General features: G+C 53.2%; 18 protein-coding genes and 1 pseudogene. 12 read left to right on the top strand and 7 right to left on the bottom strand.

Features of this window, described 5'->3' with window-relative positions; translation table 11 throughout:
• Nucleotides 1-60: 60 nt before the first annotated feature.
• The 4 genes from GEV47_RS05285 to GEV47_RS05270 all read right to left on the bottom strand — a co-directional run bounded on the left by GEV47_RS05285 (nt 61) and on the right by GEV47_RS05270 (nt 4,472).
• Nucleotides 61-1,284 carry an NAD(P)/FAD-dependent oxidoreductase gene (locus GEV47_RS05285; protein ID WP_153233614.1) on the bottom strand — a complete coding sequence of 408 codons (1,224 nt, stop codon included), beginning with the start codon at nt 1,282-1,284 and terminating at the stop codon, nt 61-63.
• Entirely contained in the window at nt 1,281-1,604 is a 324-nt protein-coding gene (locus GEV47_RS05280) for a 2Fe-2S iron-sulfur cluster-binding protein (protein ID WP_153233613.1), read from the bottom strand. Before GEV47_RS05280 ends, GEV47_RS05285 begins: the two co-directional genes overlap by 4 nt.
• A gap of 43 nt (nt 1,605-1,647) precedes the next feature.
• Nucleotides 1,648-2,889, bottom strand: coding sequence for a cytochrome P450 (locus tag GEV47_RS05275; protein WP_153233612.1), 1,242 nt, complete (start codon nt 2,887-2,889; stop codon nt 1,648-1,650).
• A 104-nt stretch (nt 2,890-2,993) separates the two neighbouring features.
• On the bottom strand, nt 2,994-4,472 hold the full coding sequence (locus GEV47_RS05270; protein ID WP_153233611.1) for an NAD-dependent succinate-semialdehyde dehydrogenase: 1,479 nt from the start codon (nt 4,470-4,472) through the stop codon (nt 2,994-2,996).
• A 474-nt stretch (nt 4,473-4,946) separates the two neighbouring features.
• Between GEV47_RS05270 and GEV47_RS05265 the strand changes: the two genes are divergently transcribed.
• Complete coding sequence (locus GEV47_RS05265) at nt 4,947-5,426, top strand: cupin domain-containing protein (protein ID WP_153233610.1); 480 nt, start codon at nt 4,947-4,949, stop codon at nt 5,424-5,426.
• A gap of 226 nt (nt 5,427-5,652) precedes the next feature.
• Here GEV47_RS05265 and GEV47_RS05260 read toward each other — a convergent pair whose 3' ends face one another.
• A complete protein-coding gene (locus GEV47_RS05260; RefSeq protein WP_153233609.1) occupies nt 5,653-6,405 on the bottom strand; it encodes an SDR family NAD(P)-dependent oxidoreductase in 753 nt (250 codons plus the stop codon).
• 467 nt (nt 6,406-6,872) lie between these two features.
• Here GEV47_RS05260 and GEV47_RS05255 point away from each other — a divergent pair, with 467 nt between their 5' ends.
• A complete protein-coding gene (locus GEV47_RS05255) occupies nt 6,873-7,721 on the top strand; it encodes a fumarylacetoacetate hydrolase family protein (protein WP_153233608.1) in 849 nt (282 codons plus the stop codon).
• 2 nt (nt 7,722-7,723) lie between these two features.
• A complete protein-coding gene (locus GEV47_RS05250) occupies nt 7,724-8,902 on the top strand; it encodes a Rieske 2Fe-2S domain-containing protein (protein ID WP_228124565.1) in 1,179 nt (392 codons plus the stop codon).
• A 194-nt stretch (nt 8,903-9,096) separates the two neighbouring features.
• Here GEV47_RS05250 and GEV47_RS19480 read toward each other — a convergent pair whose 3' ends face one another.
• Nucleotides 9,097-9,306, bottom strand: coding sequence for a hypothetical protein (locus tag GEV47_RS19480; protein WP_228124564.1), 210 nt, complete (start codon nt 9,304-9,306; stop codon nt 9,097-9,099).
• On the opposite strand from GEV47_RS19480, the gene GEV47_RS05245 reads away from it, so the two are divergent.
• The 5 genes from GEV47_RS05245 (at nt 9,305) to GEV47_RS05225 (ending at nt 15,738) form a co-directional block, all read left to right on the top strand.
• A complete protein-coding gene (locus tag GEV47_RS05245) occupies nt 9,305-10,276 on the top strand; it encodes a PDR/VanB family oxidoreductase (protein ID WP_228124563.1) in 972 nt (323 codons plus the stop codon). The genes GEV47_RS19480 and GEV47_RS05245 overlap by 2 nt on opposite strands.
• Nucleotides 10,277-10,770: 494 nt before the next feature.
• A complete protein-coding gene (locus GEV47_RS05240) occupies nt 10,771-11,826 on the top strand; it encodes a porin (RefSeq protein ID WP_153233607.1) in 1,056 nt (351 codons plus the stop codon).
• A 535-nt stretch (nt 11,827-12,361) separates the two neighbouring features.
• Complete coding sequence (locus GEV47_RS05235; protein ID WP_194270571.1) at nt 12,362-13,051, top strand: Crp/Fnr family transcriptional regulator; 690 nt, start codon at nt 12,362-12,364, stop codon at nt 13,049-13,051.
• Between the two features lie 948 nt (nt 13,052-13,999).
• The gene (locus tag GEV47_RS05230) at nt 14,000-14,305 is read left to right on the top strand and encodes a hypothetical protein (protein WP_153233605.1); all 306 of its coding nucleotides are present in this window, start codon (nt 14,000-14,002) and stop codon (nt 14,303-14,305) included.
• A 98-nt stretch (nt 14,306-14,403) separates the two neighbouring features.
• Nucleotides 14,404-15,738, top strand: coding sequence for an MFS transporter (locus tag GEV47_RS05225; protein WP_153233604.1), 1,335 nt, complete (start codon nt 14,404-14,406; stop codon nt 15,736-15,738).
• A gap of 128 nt (nt 15,739-15,866) precedes the next feature.
• Here GEV47_RS05225 and GEV47_RS05220 read toward each other — a convergent pair.
• Nucleotides 15,867-16,025, bottom strand: a pseudogene (locus GEV47_RS05220) (tyrosine-type recombinase/integrase); the annotation flags it as partial.
• Between the two features lie 167 nt (nt 16,026-16,192).
• On the opposite strand from GEV47_RS05220, the gene GEV47_RS05215 reads away from it, so the two are divergent.
• From GEV47_RS05215 to GEV47_RS05200, 4 genes are all read left to right on the top strand, one after another.
• On the top strand, nt 16,193-16,660 hold the full coding sequence (locus tag GEV47_RS05215) for a ferredoxin reductase domain-containing protein (RefSeq protein ID WP_228124562.1): 468 nt from the start codon (nt 16,193-16,195) through the stop codon (nt 16,658-16,660).
• Nucleotides 16,661-16,849 (top strand): ferredoxin reductase domain-containing protein, encoded by a 189-nt coding sequence (locus GEV47_RS05210; RefSeq protein WP_153233601.1) that lies wholly within the window; start codon nt 16,661-16,663, stop codon nt 16,847-16,849.
• 296 nt (nt 16,850-17,145) lie between these two features.
• A complete protein-coding gene (locus GEV47_RS05205) occupies nt 17,146-18,114 on the top strand; it encodes an ABC transporter substrate-binding protein (protein ID WP_153233600.1) in 969 nt (322 codons plus the stop codon).
• Nucleotides 18,115-18,226: 112 nt separating this feature from the next.
• On the top strand, nt 18,227-19,786 hold the full coding sequence (locus GEV47_RS05200; RefSeq protein ID WP_407646191.1) for a sugar ABC transporter ATP-binding protein: 1,560 nt from the start codon (nt 18,227-18,229) through the stop codon (nt 19,784-19,786).
• Nucleotide 19,787 lies beyond the last annotated feature (1 nt).

Genomic DNA, 19,787 nt, shown 5'->3' with positions numbered 1-19,787 from the left:
GATTCGAACATTTAACTCTTTTCGCCGCATGTAAAGAATCCTAATAGGAACTGATCGACGTTACGCCAAAGACTTGATAGCCGCCTTCAAGCCCATTTCCGCGATCGGCCGCAGTACCGACAGCGTTGGTGCCGTATTCTCAGCAAGAAGCTTGCGGATAGTGACGTGATCGCTGGGACTGTTGATCGATTCGCCATACATCAGCTTTCCGTTGCGCCAACCCAGCACACTGAACGCGTTCGATTCAACTGCGCCCGTCAGCAACCATTCTTCCACACGGTCGATGCGCCCGGCCATCTGCAGCCGGACACCAGCTTGCTGGGTCCAGAACCACGGAACATCCGGTGCCGGCACCGGCGTGCCGGCAATCGTTGCAGAGACCCGGCGCGCATGGTCGGCGGCATTGCCGATCGACTCCAGTCGCGTGGCGCCGCCTTCATCATCGACGAAACGCGCGCAGTCACCGATCGCGAAGATGGCCGTATCCTTGGTGCGCAGGGTGCTGTCGACGAGGATGCCGTTATCGAAATCGAGACCAAAATCGCTTATCCAGCTGCCATTGGCGATAGCACCCACCCCTTGCACCACCAGGTCGGCCTCCACGTACGATCCATCCGACAGCTTGATACGCTCAACCCGACCGGATGGCCCGATGACTTCCTGTACCGTGGCGTTGAAACGGAAAGTCGTACCATTGGCTTCGTGCCGGTTGCGCATGTAGGCTGACGTAAATTCACTCGCGGTTCTGGGCATCGCCCGTCCCGCCGTCTCCATGACCGTCACCGGCAGCCCTCGTTTGGCGGCTGATGACGCCAATTCCAACCCGATGAAACCGGCACCGATGACGCCCACGCTGGTGGCACACGCCAGGTCGTCTCTGAGCGCGGAAGCTTGCTCCAGCGTGTGCAGGTGATGCATGCCAGCCAATGCGGAACCCGACAACCGCAATTGTCGCGGGCTCGACCCCAGCGCCAGCACTAGCGTCGAATAAGTCAGGTTCCCTTTGCTCGTCTCCACCACCTTGCGCTCTCTGTCAATGCACAACAGCTCGCACTCCAGCATCAGGTCGATATTGGCACTGGCGAAAGCTTCATGGCCACGTAGGGTCAATTCCTCAGGACCGCCCGAGCCGTTGATCCACGATTTGGACATGGGTGGACGCTCGTAGGGAACAAAGCTACTTTTATCGAGCACCGTGATCGGTCCGGTGTAACCACGCTCGCGCAGGCCGAAAGCGACGTCGACGCCACCATGGCCAGCGCCGATAATAATGATGCTGTTCATCGCTGCAACTTCGGTAAATGAACCACCATGTTCTCGTGCTCGGGCTTGATGATGATCGCGCACGACAATCGGCTGTTCGGCAGGCGATCAGATGCCGTTGCTTCCAGCATTTCGTCTTCATCGTCGGAGATCTCTGGCAGCGTACCGAGAAACTCTTCGGCAACGTAGACATGGCATGTTGCGCACATCTTCTGACCGCCACATTCGGCGTAGATACCTGAAATCGCGTGCAGCTGTGCGCACTTCATCAGGCTGGTTCCGACCGTGCAATCGATGGTTCTCGACTTGCCGTTGGCTTCTATAAAAATTACGTTAGGCATGATATTCCTCTTCCATCAAGGTAATGACTGTGCATCGTCACGTTCAACGCGCAAGACGCACGCGTAAGTGTTTGAAACCATTCGATTGCAGGGATCGTTCGCGAATTGGTTCTGCAATGGCCTGTGCGTTAGGAAAGCGCGCAAACAATTCCTGGAACAGCATCCAGATTTCACGGCGGGCAATGTTGGCGCCCATGCAAAAGTGGGGGCCACCGGCACCGAAGCTCTGGTGCAGATTGGGATCACGCGTAATGTCGAAATTAAACGGATCTTTGAAAAGACGTGGATCACGGTTGGCCGAGATAAACCACATGCCGATCTTTTGTCCCTGCTTCATCTGGACACCTTTGAATTCGATGTCGCGGGTCAGCACACGGCCCTGATGCTTGATCGGTGTGGCCCAGCGTATGACCTCATCGGCCATCGTCCGCTCGTGTGTGACAGGATCGCTGATGAACAGGCGGCGCTGCTCCGGAAACTGGGTGAACGCCAGCATTCCATGCGATAGTGCGGCCCGCGTGGTACCGCTACCGGCGGCGATCATCAGACCAAAATAGCCACCCAACTCTTCCTTATCGAGCAACTGACCATCGACTCGCACCTGCGCCAGTTCTGAAATCAGATCTTCCTTCGGGTCGAGCAAACGCTTGGCGGCGAGATTGATGCCGTACTCACGCAGTTCCATGACCGCTTGTTGTGGAATTTCCGGTTTGTCGGCATATTCAGGTTCCTGCTCTGAGCGGCCAATCTTGGACAATTCCAGCAGGCGCGGGCGGTCGGCCGGATCAATGCCGACCAGGTCGCTGATGATTTCGAACGGCAGTTTCGCCGCCAAATCGTCGACAAAATCGATCTCCTGACCATCCGAAAATTGCGACACCAGTCGGCGCGCCTGCTCGCGCACGTAATCCTCTAACCGGCCCACCTGGCGCGGCATAAACGCCTTGCTCACCCGTTTGCGGTTCACGGTATGGTCGGGCGGATCGAGCTCGATCAAAGCACCAGTGCCGGGCCTGATCTTGGTGCCCGCATCATGATAAACGCGCACACCGTATTTGCTGCAGAACGTTTCCCAATCCTTGTCTACTTCGGCGATGTCTTCATAGTCCAGCAGTGCCCAAAAGCCTTTGCCACACTCTGGATGTTCGTGCCATGAAATTGGCTGCTCCTTACGCAAAAGTGCGACCGCTCCATGGAAGTCGTCTCTTAGCCAGAAATCGGGATCCGCAAGATTGATCTCGGGCACGCATAAAGTTGTTTGGGGTTCGGACCCTTGTAATAACATTTTTGTCTCCTTGTATTGCCGCCGATGCTGCTTTGTTTTTCATCGGCAGGCATGCTCTTTTTAACGCCATGTTCCGCATCGCACAACATGGCTGAATTGTGTAGTCAGACTCGCGCGGTTCGTTGCAACACTGTCTTCGTTATGGTGTAGGGTTCCAGACTCTGGGCACCGCCTTCGCGGCCGATGCCGCTTTCTTTGACGCCGCCGAAGGGCGTGTCGGCGCCGCACATGCCGAAGTGATTGATCGACAGAACACCACAATCCAGCTCGCGCGTGAAGCGCTCCGCCTCTTCAAGCGAATTAGTGAAGGCATAACCAGCGAGTCCCACAGACAGGCTGTTGGCGAGCGCAATACCTTCGTCCAAATCGGCAACCTGTACACACAGCGCCAACGGGCCGAATGGTTCGATAGACAGCGCCTTGGCTTGCGCAGGTACATCAGCGAGCACGGTCAACGCATAAAAGAACCCATGGTCGCCGATGCGTCGACCGCCCGCCGCAACACGTGCACCGCAGGCCTTGGCGTCTTGCACCAACTCGTCGATCGCCGTGAGGCGCCTGGCGTTGAGAAGTGGCCCCATTTGCACACCTTGCTCGAAGCCGTCGCCCACGCGCACTTCGCTCGCGACCTTGGCAAACGCTTCGACGAAGGCGGCATAGGATTTCTTGTGAACGATGAAGCGCGTCGGCGAAGCGCAGAACTGACCCGCCAGGCGCATCTTGGCGTTGCCTGCGAGCCGGCCTAACGCGGCCGCATCGACGTCGGCGCCGATTAGCACCGGCGCATGGCCGCCGAGCTCCATCAGCACGGGTTTCATGGCCGCAGCCGCGAGTTGCGTTAGATGTTTGCCGATCGGTACCGATCCTGTGAAGGTCACCATGCGAATGACTGGCGAGGCGATCAGTGTCGAGGAAATCATGGCCGGATTGCCGAAAACCAGATTGAGCACACCAGGTGGCAGACCGGCATCAATGAAGCATTGCACGAAGGCGCACGCGGTGCCCGGGGTTTCCTCGGCCGCTTTGATGATCACCGAACAGCCGGCGGCAAGCGCACCGCCGATCTTGCGCGCCGGGGCACCGACCGGAACGTTCCATGGAGTGAAGGCGGCCACTGGGCCGATCGGCAGCCGAAGTATCATCTGCTGCATCTGTGGCCCAGCCGGAACGATGCTGCCGTAGAGGCGCTGTGCCTCCGCTGCATCCCATTCCAGAAAGGCGGTGGCGCGTGATACTTCGTTGCGCGCGTCGGCGATCGGCTTACCTTGTTCTAGCGTGAGAATCTGAGCGATTGATTCCGTACGCTCGCGCACCAGCGCGCAAGCACGTAGCATCAACTGCGCTCGTTGCTGTGGTGGTGTATCGCGCCAGACGCGAAAGCCGTGCTCCGCGGCGGAAAGCGCCAGCGAGAGATCCGCTGGTGTTGCGCCCGGTACGCTGCCAAGGGACGTTTCGCTGCTCGGATTGACGACCTCGGTATAAGCAGGGCGGTCATAGATCCATTGGCCGTCGATGTACAGCCCGATACGCGGATAGGTCAATTCCATGGTGATATCTTTCGTCGTTAGGAAGGGATTTTTCATTTGCAGCACCTAATCGCGCCGATCGGGCGATCGCGTCGTTGAATGGATGATGGTGCATGTGTTGCCGCCAGAAATGGCATCAGCAACGCCGCAACTACAAATTTCTTTTTCATCTGTCTCCCCCTTTGGGTTTTATGGTCGAATATCGGCAGCCAACTACCTGCGACTGTGCTGCCTGGCGTTATCCGATGTCGATAGGTACTAGTATCGCTATCACCCGCAAGCATTGCGAGGATATCGTGCGATCAATTGTCTGGTTTGTTTCGGTTTGGGGCCACTCCCGGCGCTTTTTCCGCGAGTTCCTAACGGAAAATGAATGAATGTGGGAAGCCGAACGGCGAAGGGCTGTTCGTTGACCTGGAAAGCGCAGTGAAAGCGGCAGGGATGAGACGTTTCCGGTGTAACTGAGAGCAATGGCTGACGCTTGGATTTTCCCTTCCCAAAAATATATTTTTTTAGATTCAGGAGCCGCTCATGTCAGACAAGATTCACCCTATTGCAATAGTTGCATCGGAAGCCGATTTGCGAAAGAGGCTCTCGAATTATCCTGAGCCATTCGCTGCTTTGATGGCTGGAAGGGAGAAGAGGCCACTTGGCGACATATTCGGTTTGACCAATTTCGGCGTCAACTTGACGCAACTTTCTCCCAATGCCGTATCCGCATTGCGTCACTGGCATTCAAAGCAAGATGAATTCATTTATATCCTAAGCGGATACCCAACGCTTATCACCGATGAAGGGGAAACGGAGCTGTGCCCTGGAATGTGTTCCGGATTTCGCGCCGCTAGCGGCAATGGACATGTGCTGGTAAACCGCACGCTGGACGATGTGATTTATCTGGAAATAGGGGACAGGACAACGGGAGATTCAGTAACGTACCCAGACGACGATTTACAGGCAGCGTTAGTGGAAGGCGGATTGCAATTCCTGCATAAGGATGGCATGCCATATTGATGGCGATAAGTGCGAATTTATTTCTACGCGTATTTATTATTTCACGTAAGGCCTTGAGGAAACGAGCTGCGTTGCGTTAAGCCCGTTACCCCAAGTCTGTCTTGCGTGAAAATGCAGATTAAAAAAAGAAAAATCCAAGGCCTCAACGGCGCAATTTATTCGCCCGGATTGGCACACCTTTAACACGCTATCGGATACATCTGCACTTCAGCATTGACACTTACATTTAGTTCATCGTGAGGCCGCCATCGACGATCAAATTCTGACCGGCGAACATGCCTGCATCCGGTCCAGCCAGGAACAGCACAGCACCAGCGATATCATTTGGCGCAATATCGCGCTGCACGACGCGCTGGCGCTTAATGTCTTCGCTCTGCTGGCCACGTTCCGCGCCACCAGCCAAGATGCCGTCGCTCTGCGTAAAGCCCGGCGACACTGTATTTACGCGTACGCCGTACGGTCCGAGTTCGCGCGCCAGCGTACGTGTCATTGCGACCACCGCTGCCTTGCTGGCCACGTAGTGCAGGAGACCGGCGGTACCCTTGGACGCGGCCGCGGATGCGATATTGATGATGTTGCCTTCGCGCGCCGATTTCATGTAGCGTGCCGCTGCGCGACAGCAATACCATACTCCCTCGACGTTGACGTTGAACACGCGTTTCCATTCTTCTGGATCGATTTCGTCGAACGCCGTTTTAGCGAGCGTGGTGTAGATACCTGCGTTATTGACCAGTACTGACACGCCACCAGTACGTTCAGCCGCGAACGCCATCAATGCATCAACCTGTGCGGCATTGCTCACGTCTGCGTCGAAGCCCAACGCATCGTGGCCGAGCTTCTTCGCCGCGGCCTCTGAACCACGCAAGTCGGCAATGACTACGCGGCGGCCTTGAGCTGCGAAACGCTCGGCAATTGCGTAACCAATTCCTTGTGCCGCGCCGGTGATCACCACCGCGCCGCCTTTATTTGTCTGCTCCATTTTCTACCTTTCGAATACTCCTCCTGGCACCAACTGCACAGGCTGGAGCGACCAGTCTACACGCGGAAATGCGCTGACGGCTTCTGGAACTGCAACAAAAGAGACAGTGTCCCACCGATTGTTTTAACAGCGATTCTTGCAACGAATTTCTTTTAAATTAACAGACTAAATCGGCTTAACACCATAAGTCCTTGCCCGATAATTTGCCGATAAAGCGCACAGTGAATGTGCCGCACGACATTCACTGTGGAAGCACATTCACGCGCTCACGTTTTGAGCCGCTTTTTGCTTTTCGGTTTCGAATTGTGTGATCAGATCCGACCGTTGCGACAGCAATCACTGCATGCATTCCCCGTTCCTTTTGTCGAATGCAACAAACAGGACAATGCATAGGATCACGTGCTCGCGTTGCAGATTTGGAGCATTCACAATGAAAGCGTCATAACCAAAGTAAAAAAGGCTCAAAAATGCAAGAACAAGAGTTTAGGCTTGGTCGATACCAAGTAGGCGATCAAATTCTGATCGGTCAAATTGAGGGCGATTGCATCAAGGTGGTTTGCGAGCGAGACGAGCTGAATCAGGCATTGGCGGCGGGCGAGCCTGCGAATCAAAACGCAAGACAAATCGCGCTGTCGGATGTAGTCATGCTTCCGCCGGTTGATCCGCATGCCAGAATTTTTGCGGTCGCAGTTAACTACCACGCGCATGGAGCGGAAGCGAACGCGAAACCGCCGGAACGGCCCTTGGCATTTTACAAAGCGCCGACAAATTTCGTTGGTCATAACGGCCTGTTGAATCCGAATCGGGCGTTGACGTCTCGTTACGATTACGAAGGTGAAATCGGCGTGGTGATCGGTAAGCACTGCAAATCAGTTTCGGTGGTTGATGCACTGGACTATGTGGTCGGCATTTGTGCGCTCAATGACGGTTCCGCTCGCGATCTTACGCGGCTTCCTGCCGGTCAGTCGTGGTGGCCAGACTGGACTGCCGCCAAGGGATTGGACGAAGCCTCGGCGCTGGGACCAGCTATCACTTGCGGGACAAAAGCCGTAGACGCGTTGCGTAATCGAAGCCTGACCATCACGACCCGATTGAATGGAGAGGTGGTTCAGGATTGCAGCATGAAAGAAATGATTTTTTCGACAGAGGAAATCATTGCGACTCTGTCCTCATACATGGCATTGCTACCTGGCGACATTATTGCCACTGGCACGCCTGCTGGTGTCGGCATCGCGCGCAATCGCTTTTTGATAAGTGGTGACGACTTGTCGGTGGAAGTAAGTGGACTTGATATTTTACGTGTAAAGGTGGCTTAATCATGAGTACAGTACCAATTAAAATGCACGGTCAATTGGCCGAAAAAATGATGCAGCTGTCGGAAACGTCAGCGGGCACGCCGATGGGGGAGCTGCTGCGCCGGTTCTGGCATCCTATTGCGATTTCTGCAGACGTCGCGCCGGGGAAAGCAAAAAAAGTTCGTCTGTTGAGCGAAGATTTGACGCTCTACCGCAGTGAGGCTGGGAATGCCCATCTGGTCGCGGGACGATGCGCTCACCGATTGACCATGCTGCATACGGGTTGGATCGAAGGTGAAGAAATTCGTTGCATGTATCACGGTTGGAAATTCGATGGTGAAGGAAAATGTGTTGAGCGCCCTGCAGAGCGCAATTGCCGCGAAACGAACATCCGCATTGCCGCTTATCCTGTGCATGAGTACTGCGGCTTGATATTCACTTATCTGGGCGAAGGTGCGCCGCCGGAATTTGATTTGCCGCGTAATTCGGCGTTCGAGCGCACGGATGTCATGCTGTTTCAACGCAAACAGATATGGCCTTGCAGCTGGCTGCAAAATGTGGAAAATTCACTCGATGCTGCGCATGTGAGTTTCGCGCATGTGATGGGTCGGCTAGGTGAGTTCGGCAACGCCATTACCACCGAAGTTCCTGAACTGGCTTATCAGGAAACCGAGGCTGGCATATGTCAAACGGCGACCCGTCGCGCGAGCGCGCAGGTACGCGTAAGCGACTGGACATTCCCTTCCGAGAACCATGTCACGATGCCGGGGATTAGTCCTGGAGATCCATGGATCGAGGTCTCCAATTGGATGGTACCGATCGATGATACCCACGTGATGCGCACCTCGCTCTACGCGGTGCCGCTGGCGAGTGCTGAGTCGAACGAGCGGATCAAAGCCTACTTCAAGGATGTCGGCGACTACAATGCCGCTGATTACCATGATGAGTTATTCGCTGGCGAGTATCCGGCTGATCCATTGATTCGCTTGACAGCAGCACAGGATTACGTGGTTTTGGTCGGTCAGGGTGCGATTGCGGATCGCGTCAACGAGAAGCTCGGTTCGTCGGATTTGGGCATTGCAACGTTACGCCGTATCCTGTTCCGCGAGCTCGATGCGATGCGTTTGGGCACGCCGACGAAAGCATGGCGACGTCTGGAGCGTTCGTCCCAATTGTTCGTCAAAGGCGACATGGTTAAGTAAAACTGTTTCGCCGAATAAGGGGACGAGGCCTCGGCGATTGGCCGAGGCCAGCTCTACACGCTCATCTTGAGCGTGTAGTCATACTTTGGTTCATTTCATATCGCCGATCTGCGGCTTTTTCTACGGCGTTAATGGCGTTGTTCAATGTGTCATGCGCAATCTTGCCTGTCTCGTTCCATCGTGAACTCATCCCGCTACACCGCTTCAGAAAAACATCTACAACCCGACTCCCGATCGGCTATCTGCAAGTGAGACGTTCCGGGGTAATGCCGTTGAATCTGAATTGACATCATCACGACAAACGACGCATGGCAGTGCTCGCCGTGCATAGTCCATAGCGTGACAATGATCGTACGGTCGATACCCAACGTGATCGAGTAAACAATAAAATTTGGAGGTGACATGATGCGAACAATTAAAGCAAGAATATATGCGATTGAGTTTCTGGCGGAGGACATTCTCGGCTTTGATCTGAGACCGATTGATGGTGAGGAGTGGCCGATGGCCATTGCCGGTTCTCACATAGATCTGCATCTTCCTGGTGGCATGGTACGCAGCTATTCATTAGTCAATGCGCAAGGCGAGCAGCATCGCTACGTCGTGTCCGTGAGCCGTGATGCCAATAGTCGGGGCGGCTCGCGCTATCTGCACGAGATACTGCGGGTCGGTGATGTGCTCACCATTTCCGAGCCGCGCAACAGTTTCGCGCTGAAGGAATCGGCAGTGCATTCGGTCTTCATTGCCGGTGGTATAGGCATTACGCCATTATGGAGTATGGTGCAACGGCTGTCGCAGATCGGCGCACCGTGGACGATTTACTATTCTGCACAGAGCCCGGAGCGGGCAGCGTACGTAGCGCAGCTGTCGTCACTGGCCGCTGAAGCCGGCGGCACGCTGCATCTCAATTTCGACGGTGGCCAGAAAGACAGAATGCTTAACCTTCAGCAGATTGTCGATTCCATTCCAGCCGATGCTGACCTGTATTGCTGTGGACCGATCCCGATGTTGCATGCTTTCGAAGCCGCGTGCGAAGGTCGTCATCCGGATACGGTGCATCGGGAGTATTTTGCTGCACCAGCGCCAGTGCAAATGGAGGAGGGGCGCGAAGAGGAGATCATTATCTTTTTGTCGAAGTCCGACAAGACCGTGAAGGTCGGTCCGACCACCACGATACTCGACGCGGTGTTAAATGCGGGTGTAGAGGTTTCCTATTCCTGCATGAGCGGGATATGTCGAGCGTGTGAAACCAACGTGTTGGACGGGCTGCCGGATCACCGTGATCTTGTGCTCAGCGACGATGAGCGTGCGTGCGGCAAGACGATGATGATTTGCTGTTCGCGGGCTAAAACCAAGGAATTGACTCTTGAATTGTGAGAACGTGCAAGCGCGTTACCTCCATCGGGAATGCCTCACCTGGAACGACGACAGAAAACATCTCGGCCTCGCTGATCTGACTGGCCCTTCAAGGCCATCGAATAGGCCTTCGCAGCTTGGCCGCCTTCATCGATCTTCAATCAGTCATTCGCGGAAAAATTTTCGAGCGTAATGCCAAACAGAAACAAACCGGACAATTGATCGCACTAGATCCTCGCAATACTTGCTGGTGGTAGCAATACTACCTAGCAACAAAGGACAACGCCGCGTAGCACGGTCGTAAGTAGTTTGTTGATGGCACAGAATTTGAGGAAGCCCAGGCAATAACCACCTTCGTCCTCTAAGAGATGCAACATCACGAAGCAACGCGGCATTGCCGATCGATGCAGATGATCACAAGAAGTGCATCCTCCTCTCCATCGAGAGGGAACGAAGGTGGCAATGAATGAAGCAATATTAAAAATAAAATAATTACGAATTAGACAGGAGACAAAATGAAAGTGCTTAAAGCAACAATTCTAATGGGTTCCGTGATGGCATCGACGGCGCTGCACGCGCAATCAAACGTTCAAATTTACGGGATTGTCGACGTTGGGGTCGAATATGTAAATAAGGCACAAGTTAGCAGTACGGGCACCGCGACCGGAAGTTTGGCTAAAGTGACATCAGGAAACGCAGCAGCTTCGCGATTCGGATTTCGCGGTCGGGAAGACTTGGGGGACGGATTGTCAGCAGTCTTCGTATTGGAGAATGGCTTTTCGGCCAACAACGGCACTCTTGCCAATAACGGACGCCTTTTTGGGCGCCAATCTTACGTTGGCCTGGCAGGTAAATTTGGTGAGTTGGACGTGGGGCGAGAGACGACTCCGATATTTGATTTTGGCGCGCTCTACGACCCTATGATTCCCGCACGCTTTTCGGCGCTTACGTTGGATGCCGCCTTCGCCAGTCGCGCCGATAATGCGGTCAGATACGCGGGGAAATTTGGCGGTTTGACTCTCAGTACTCTATATAGCTTTGGCTTTGACAGTACTATCGTCAACGGCGGTCAAATCCCAGGCGCATTCCAGGTAGGAAAGGAAACGTCTGTCAACGTCAACTATCAGCTTGGAAATGTGTTGGCTGGCGCGCTGTACGATCGTCAAAATGGCACTTCAATTGCCACTGAGCAGAATACCGATGAGCGAATGGCACTGGGGATAAGCGCTGACTTTAATCCAGTAAAGTTATACGCAGCATATCAGCGGCGAAACACGCGTACGGCACCAATCACCGCAACGACGAATCTGTTCTGGGTTGGCGTGTCATACAATCCTATCCCCGCAGTGACATTGGATGCCACAGCATATTCTTACGATCCTGCCGGCCCCTCGAACCGAACTGGAATGTACTCGGTCCTTGGTAGTTATGCACTTTCAAAACGAACCGATATTTATACGGTGTTGTCGGTAATGCGAAATCAGGCAAAGGCTGTAATGGCGTTGGACGGAACCGTCAATCCTGGTGATGGTCAGACAGGTTTGCAGTTTGGGATACGCCATCGTTTCTAATCACGTTGGCGCTGCAAGAAAATTGTAGCGCCATTTTGTACTTTGAGAGCGGACGAGAATGGGGCAAGGTATGGTCGCCGACTGGTCAAATTGATCGCGCGATTTTACGTCCACGGACGGCTTGGTGACGATGGAATACGCATCAATATCGCGGTTAGAATCGGCGGCAGACAAGATCGCACGCTTGTACCTGTTCAACTCACGGTTTCATCCACTCTTGATAATGTATTTGACGCACCGTCATTATGCGCCAATGGTATGGAAGCTCGCTCTTCAGAGCGGTAAGTTTACAGTCGAGATTCCTCAACCCCCCAGGCAGTGAACATCGCTTCCAAGACACGTTCATGAAGCGTCGCCGCCATGTTACACTCAGCTAACATACTCTCATCGAATATTTCCTTAAGTGCATCTGATATAGCGATTTTGTCGTGGCTCGAAATGGCAGCTTGTTGATCGCTAGATGATGTTCGCATTACACGGTCGGGCGACCGATGCAACGGGGAAATCGAAACTATTGGCCCTAACTTGTTCTGATATGGAAAACACACTGGTCCGGCTGACGATTTCGCAATCTGAACTCTTTGCTAACTGGCCAGCCGCAGCTATCTTGCGGCTAGTCCAGGCGGCTGAAGTAGTTACAGTCGAAGAAAACACTGTTATCCATCGGACGCATGACGTGCCGACCTACCTATATTTGCTTGCGACCGGCTCGATGCATTTGATAAGGGACATGCCATCGGGCCGCAACTTTACGGCTGGAATGCATCTCGCCGGGGAGTTCCACGGTATTGGACCAGTAATTACGCGGTCACCGCATATTTATACCGCAGAATGCAGAGAGAAAACCGTGCTCGTCCGTATCCCCGGAGATCTACTGCGCGACATGATGATACATGACGGGGCACTTGCGTGCTCATTAATGAGCGCTATGGTGAGTCGTCATCGCGGAGCGTTGAGTCGATATGAAGGCGCTGCAGTGCTATCGACTCGTGCAAGAGTGGCAACCCTTCTCAACTCTATCTATGTGAGAAGCGCTCGTGGCGGCCGTGCGTCGTCAATTAACCTATCCCAAGAAGAAATTGCATCGATGCTTGGTACCCGTCGTCAGGTTGTCAATAGAGTATTACGCGAAATGGAAGCAGAGGGCGCAGTTCATGTTCAATATGGCCGAATCGAAATCAGTGACATCGCTAAGCTTGAAAAGATGACAGAGCATTTTGAGTAGTGTCTGAGTGCTACGAACGCTGAATGTCGTTCTTGTATTGTCAGAGTGAATATTTCACCCATATGCCATGTCGAGCCCGACTTGCGCAGCATTCTAGATGTCGCGCAGGTCAAGGTTCGGCCGGAAATAACAACGCAGCTCGCAGCAGCTGTCTGGCTTTTATCCACGAAACATTCATGAAAATTGCCCGCTGCCCCATCTGTTGGCGGCAACTTCAACCTTAATTGTGCTAATGCTACTCAACGGTGCAAGCCATTGACGACGACTCGAAGTGCAACAAAAGAGACAGTGTCCCGCCGATTTCATTCCCTCACTTTTCTTGCGGCAGATATGATTGATTCGACTGCCGAAGCAGCCTGACGCAATAAGTTCCTGGAAGATAATTCGGTGGCAAAATCGCCCGCAAATGGGCCGCACTAAGTGAGACTTTCTCATGCTGACCGTGGTTAGCATGACGTCACAATTGGTCGCGATTCAAACTATAAAATTATAAAACCAGGATATGGAGATAGATATCAATGCAAAAAAATTTTTCAAGATGATGTGAGCCGTGCTGCTGACCGTCAGTTGTCGGCACTGACGCGATGTTGACTAGGCTGTCGATCTTTGCGGACTCATCTCCCACCATCGAAATCCCTCGTTGGGAAACGGTTTGCCATGCAAGCTAGTGGCGAAATGGGTTTAGAGAACGTGGGGAGAATTGCATCAACGATAACAGCTTGCGAATTCAAGGCGAACTCACGGCTGTCATCTGGAGTGTAGTGCTCACGGCTTAAGGCATTGGTGCATGATAGAGCGGGTTGCAGCAGAATCACCGCTACTGAAACATGGGTCGAATGACTATTGGTCTTTCGATAAAACGGAAATAGGTGACTGGGGAGTACCGACCAGAAACTACTGAATTGCCATATTGACACCAAAAATAGATCGATAGGCAAGGAGACAAAAATGACTAGAGATATACATACTTTCGAGATTTTTTTCGATAACGTCCGACGTTTCGTGCGCGACAAGCCATTTCTAAAAGAAGCCGAAACCGAGCGGCCAGACAACGTGCCCACCGTACTGGTACAGGACATTCGCGAGTGCGATTTGTTCGGATGGAGTTCCGCAAAAGTCTACGACAGTGCGGAGTTGATTATCGAGGAATTGGCTATGGCTGCATTCGAGATACTGCGCTGTGCCGTCGCTTTTCTGCAGGCATCTTCGTCACCGCCATCTGGGCGGAACTCAAGCCGCGTTCAGCGTACGTAAATTGCGCTCGTTAGCCGTCCCGCAAAACATGGGAAGTTGTCTGTATCGACAACCGCTCGTTTAAATCGAATCTTTAGTCATTAGTCAGTAAGGATTATATGTACACTTCTCAAACCTACCCTTCAATCGCGGCTGGGCTTTTGCCTGACGAAATCGAGCGGACTTATCGCAAGGTGGCTCTTCGGATAATGCCGTTTCTCGTTCTCTGTTATTTCGTCTCCTACATTGACCGCGCAAATATCAGTTTCGCCAAGCTTCAATTCATGAGCGATCTGGGCTTTTCCGAGGCGGCCTATGGATTCGGCGCAGGGCTTTTCTTCATCGGCTATTCGCTGTTTGAAGTTCCAAGCAATATCATGATGCAGCGCGTCGGTGCGCGCCGTACGCTGCTGCGCATCATGGTTCTCTGGGGATTGATTTCAAGCGCCCTGATGTTCGTGAGCTCGCCGTTTCAATTCTACGTAATGCGCTTTTTGCTGGGCGCTGCTGAGGCTGGATTTTTCCCGGGCGTCATGTTTTATTTAACTTATTGGTTTCCGGCCGCGCGTCGGGGACGCGCGACGGGTTTCTTCATGATGGGTGCCGCCGCGGCAGGTGTCATTGGCGGACCGGTATCCACCGGGCTTATGGTTCACCTGGCTGGGCTGCATGGTCTGCATGGCTGGCAATGGTTGTTCCTGCTCGAGGGTGTACCTGCAGTCATTCTGGGTATCGCCGCATTCTTTTTCCTCAGCGACCAACCCAAGGATGCGAAATGGCTGACCGCGCGCGAGAAAGCTATTGTCCTCGGTGACCTCGCGGCGGAAGAAAAAGGAACAACACGCAGTGGACACGGACTGCTTGAAGCATTGACGAATGCCAAAGTCTACGTTGGCATCATCGTGTATTTTTGCATAGTGGTATCGTTTAACTCTATCGTGCTTTGGGCGCCAACCATCATCCGCGAAGTTGGCGTGAAGGATTTATTTAATGTCGGATTGATGTCCAGCATAGTTTTTCTGGCTGGCGGGGCAGGCACCTATTTCGTAGGCTATAGCTCTGACCGTAACATGGAGCGCCGCTGGCACTTCGCCGCGTGTTGCGCCGCCGTTGCCCTGTGCTTTGCACTTTTGCCGCTAGCGTCTCACAACATACCTATTGCCATTACGCTGCTCTCAATCGCGGCTGCGGCATCCTACGGTACTTATACGGTGTTTTGGACCATCCCTGCAACTTTCCTGCCTGGAAACACTAAAGCCAGCGGTATTGCTCTGATCACCAGTGTGGGAGGCATTGCGGCATTTGTAAGTCCAACTTTGGTTGGCTGGATGAAAACCAACACCGGAAGCATTTACCTCGGACTAACGCTAATGGGTGGAATCACTTTGCTTGGCGCTGTTATTTTGTTGATTGCAATTCCGGCAAACAAATCATCCAACAGGACTACGAAATAATTTGTTTGTGCGAGCGAGGCGAGCTGAATCCGGCCTTGGTGCTAGCCGGTGTCGGCATCGCCCGCAATCGTTTTTCGATTTTATTTTCCATCTGATGAGGCTGATCGAAAAATTGGCCTCATAAGTATCTATCCAAGTTTTCGCGCCAAATCTTCAGCTCGTAAGTGGGTATAGCGCTGGAGCATCTGGAGCGCTTTATGTCCCGTAACACTGGCGATTTCCAATACGTTCAAACCGCGCTCAAAAAGTCGGCAGGCCTTCTCGTGACGCAAATCGTGAAAACGCAAATCCATCATAAATATCGCGTCAGAATTGACATTTTCGAGGTACAGATCGAATCCCGTAATAGCGCGTTAATCTTTACCATTTAATGGAGGCATTTTTTCTCTGGAGTGACTTCGGCTCTATATCCGCATTGCTACACCAAAGCCTCTTGCCTGGCACCGAGGAGGAGTTGAGCACCTTGCAAAATTTGACGCCTCAAGCACTGGCGGCGCAATTGGTGCCGTTACCGCATCGAGAATATTCAATTTCTTCGATTATGGAAGATGGTCGTCTGGAGTTGTTGGTGCGCCGTATGGAATATCCCGATGGACGCCCGGGCCTGGATTCCGGCTGGTCGACTGAACATGCGGAGTTGGGTGCGAAGATTGCCTTGCGTGTGCGCGACAACCGCAGTTTTCATGGTCCGGATGATGAGCGCCCGATGATACTGATCGGTAACGGCACCGGTTTGGCGGGTTTGCGCGCGCACCTTAAGGAACGAGTCCGGCGCGACTATATGCGCAATTGGTTATTGCTTGGAGAACGCTCTCGCGACAGTGATTCTCTTTACGCAAATGAAATTTCGGATTGGCAAAAGCAAGGCGTACTGGAGCGTACCGATCTGGCGTTTTCCCGCGATCAAACACCGCGCATCTAAGTGCAGGATCTCTTGCGCGCAGCGGCGATACCGTTGCAGCAGTGGGTTGAGCTGGGTGCTGCAATTTATGTTTGCGGCAGCTTACGCGGCATGGCAGATGGTGTGACAGCGGTACTCAATGCTGTGTTGGGAGAAGAACAGCTCAACGATCTGGCATCCCAAGGCCGTTATCGATGGGATGTGTATTAAAAATCCTGACGTCCATAAATCATCCGACGCAATCAAACCAGAAAAACTTGGCAACACGCTTGTTCAGGATTGATGCAATAAAGCCAATTGGCTGGTGAACCAATACCAAAATGCGTATCTGATACACGAAAAAATTCATTTGATAGTCATCAGTTTCTCTCCTAGTATGGTTCGCACACATTCTCCCAAAACTTTTATATATCAAAAACTAAGACCGGAGAATAGTGCTGTCGGACAGATCAGGCGCAACGATCTGCGCCGCATGAAAAATGCCGATAAATTCACGGAGACAAGCAATGAAAATAACACGCAGAACGGTATTGAGCGCAGCTATTTGTCTGGGATTGGGGTTTGGAATTGCTTCCAGCGCCTACGCCGATAAGGCTTTGGTACTGGGATTCTCGCAGGTAGGCGCAGAGAGTGAATGGCGCACCGCGAACACGGCATCGATCAAGGATGCGGCGAAAGAGGCTGGCGTCACATTGAAATTTGCCGATGCTCAGCAAAAACAAGAAAATCAGGTCAAAGCGATCCGTTCGTTCATTGCACAAAAAGTCGACGTCATCGCGTTTTCTCCGGTAGTCGAGTCCGGCTGGGATACTGTACTGGGCGAAGCGAAAGCCGCCAAAATCCCGGTGATTCTGACCGACCGCGCCGTCGACTCCAAGGACAAATCGCTTTACGTGACATTTATCGGCTCCGATTTCGTTGAAGAAGGCCGTCGCGCCGGTCGTTGGCTGCTGGAACGCGCCAAGACCATGCCTGCCGGAGATATCAATATCGTCGAACTGCAAGGCACCGTCGGCTCCGCGCCGGCGATTGACCGCAAAGCCGGTTTTGCCGAAATCATCGCCGCAAATCCGCACCTGAAGATCATCCGCTCGCAGTCCGGCGATTTCACTCGTGCCAAGGGCAAGGAAGTGATGGAAGCTTTCCTCAAAACCGACGGCAAGAAAATCAATGTGCTATACGCGCACAACGACGACATGGCGATAGGTGCGATTCAAGCCATCGAAGAAGCCGGCCTGAAGCCAGGCAAAGATATTTTGGTGATTTCGGTTGATGGCGTCAAAGGTGCATTTGAAGCGATGATGGCAGGTAAGCTGAATGTCACCGTCGAATGCAGCCCGTTGCTGGGACCGCAGTTGATGAAGGTCGCCAAAGAGGTTGCCGCCGGCGAGACCGTGCCTAAGCGGATCACGACTGAGGAAGGGGTGTTCCCGGCGGAAATCGCGGCCAAGGAATTCCCTAACCGGAAATACTAAAGGTCGATCCGAATGGCAGCGCGGAGACGGTATTTCCGCGTTGCTGTATTTGTCGTGATGGCATGCTTGTATGTGCCGCCATCTCACGTGAAAATCTGAGGGTCGCAGACGGATGAGTACAACGGTAACGGGCACTGCTGGCGAGATGCCAGCCGGTGTCGCTCCAACTTTGGCGCTAAACGGTATTAGCAAGGCATTTGGCGGCGTAAAAGCGCTCAGCGATGTCGCCTTGCGTCTTTATCCCGGTGAAGTTCATACCCTGATGGGGCAGAACGGCGCGGGCAAATCCACTCTCATTAAAGTGCTGACCGGTGTCTATACGCCCGATCGCGGGCAGATACTCTTACATGGTCAGCCAGTACAGCCGGGATCGACGCTGGAGGCGCAAGGCCTGGGCATCAGCACTGTGTATCAAGAGGTTAATCTCTGTGCAAATCTGTCGGTTGCTGAAAATATCTTTATTGGCCGTTATCCTAAAAAATATGGCGCGATAGACTGGAAGGCCATGGAGTTGCAAGCGCAGCGCTTGCTCAACGATTTGCAGATCAGGATCGATGTCACAGCGCCGCTATCCAGATATCCCCTGGCGATCCAGCAAATGGTGGCAATTTCACGCGCGCTGAGCATTTCAGCCAAGGTACTGATTCTCGATGAACCCACTTCCAGCCTTGATGACGCCGAAGTAAAATTGCTGTTCGATGTTTTGCGCAAGTTGCGCGAGCAAGGCATGGCGATTCTGTTCGTGACGCATTTTCTGGAACAAACTTACGAAATATCCGACCGCATTACGGTATTGCGAAACGGCGTGCTGGAGGGAGAATACCTGGCCAGCCAGCTCAGCCGGCTGGATCTGGTCAACAAGATGGTTGGTGCGCAAACTTCGCCGTTGCAAGGTCTGGATGCGATCGGCGATCACGTTGAGCCAAACACCGCCGATAATTCGGGGACCGTCTTGCAGGCCAGAGGATTGGGGCGTCGCGGAGTGTTGGCGCCGCTGGACCTGGATCTGCACAGCGGCGAAGTGTTCGGTCTGTGTGGCTTGCTCGGTTCGGGCAGAACCGAAGTGGCACGACTACTGTTCGGCGCAGACAAAGCCGACAGTGGCACCATACAGATAAAAGGCAAGATTGAAAAACTTCTTTCGCCGCGCGATGCGATCGCTGCCGGCATCGGTTTTTGCTCCGAAGATCGGAAAAAAGAAGGTGCGATATTGGAATTGTCGGTACGGGAGAACATCATTCTGGCACTGCAGGCACGCGCTGGCTTGCTGCGCGTCATTCCACGTAAACGGCAACAGGCGTTGGCAAACGACTATATCAAATGGCTGGGCATAAAAACCCCCGATATCGAGACACCGATCAGCTCGCTGTCTGGCGGTAACCAGCAGAAAACCTTGCTGGCGCGCTGGCTTGCTGTCAATCCGGCCATGCTGATTCTCGACGAGCCGACGCGTGGGATCGATGTGCGTGCCAAGCAAGAAATAATGGATTACGTGATCGCTCTGTGTCGTAAAGGCATGACGATTCTGTTCATTTCGTCCGAAATTTCGGAGGTATTGAGAGTTAGCGACCGCATGCTGGTGCTGCGTGACCGTAAAGCTTGTGGCGAATATCGTCGTGGTGAACTGGATGACGATTCGGTGCTAGAGGTGATTGCCGGGGAGTGCCAATGAG

This window comes from Glaciimonas soli (assembly GCF_009497155.1).
In the GTDB taxonomy this organism is placed as follows: domain Bacteria; phylum Pseudomonadota; class Gammaproteobacteria; order Burkholderiales; family Burkholderiaceae_D; genus Glaciimonas; species Glaciimonas soli.
The sequence above is the reverse complement of the archived record's forward strand: the minus strand, read 5'-3'. Positions and strand labels throughout refer to the sequence as shown.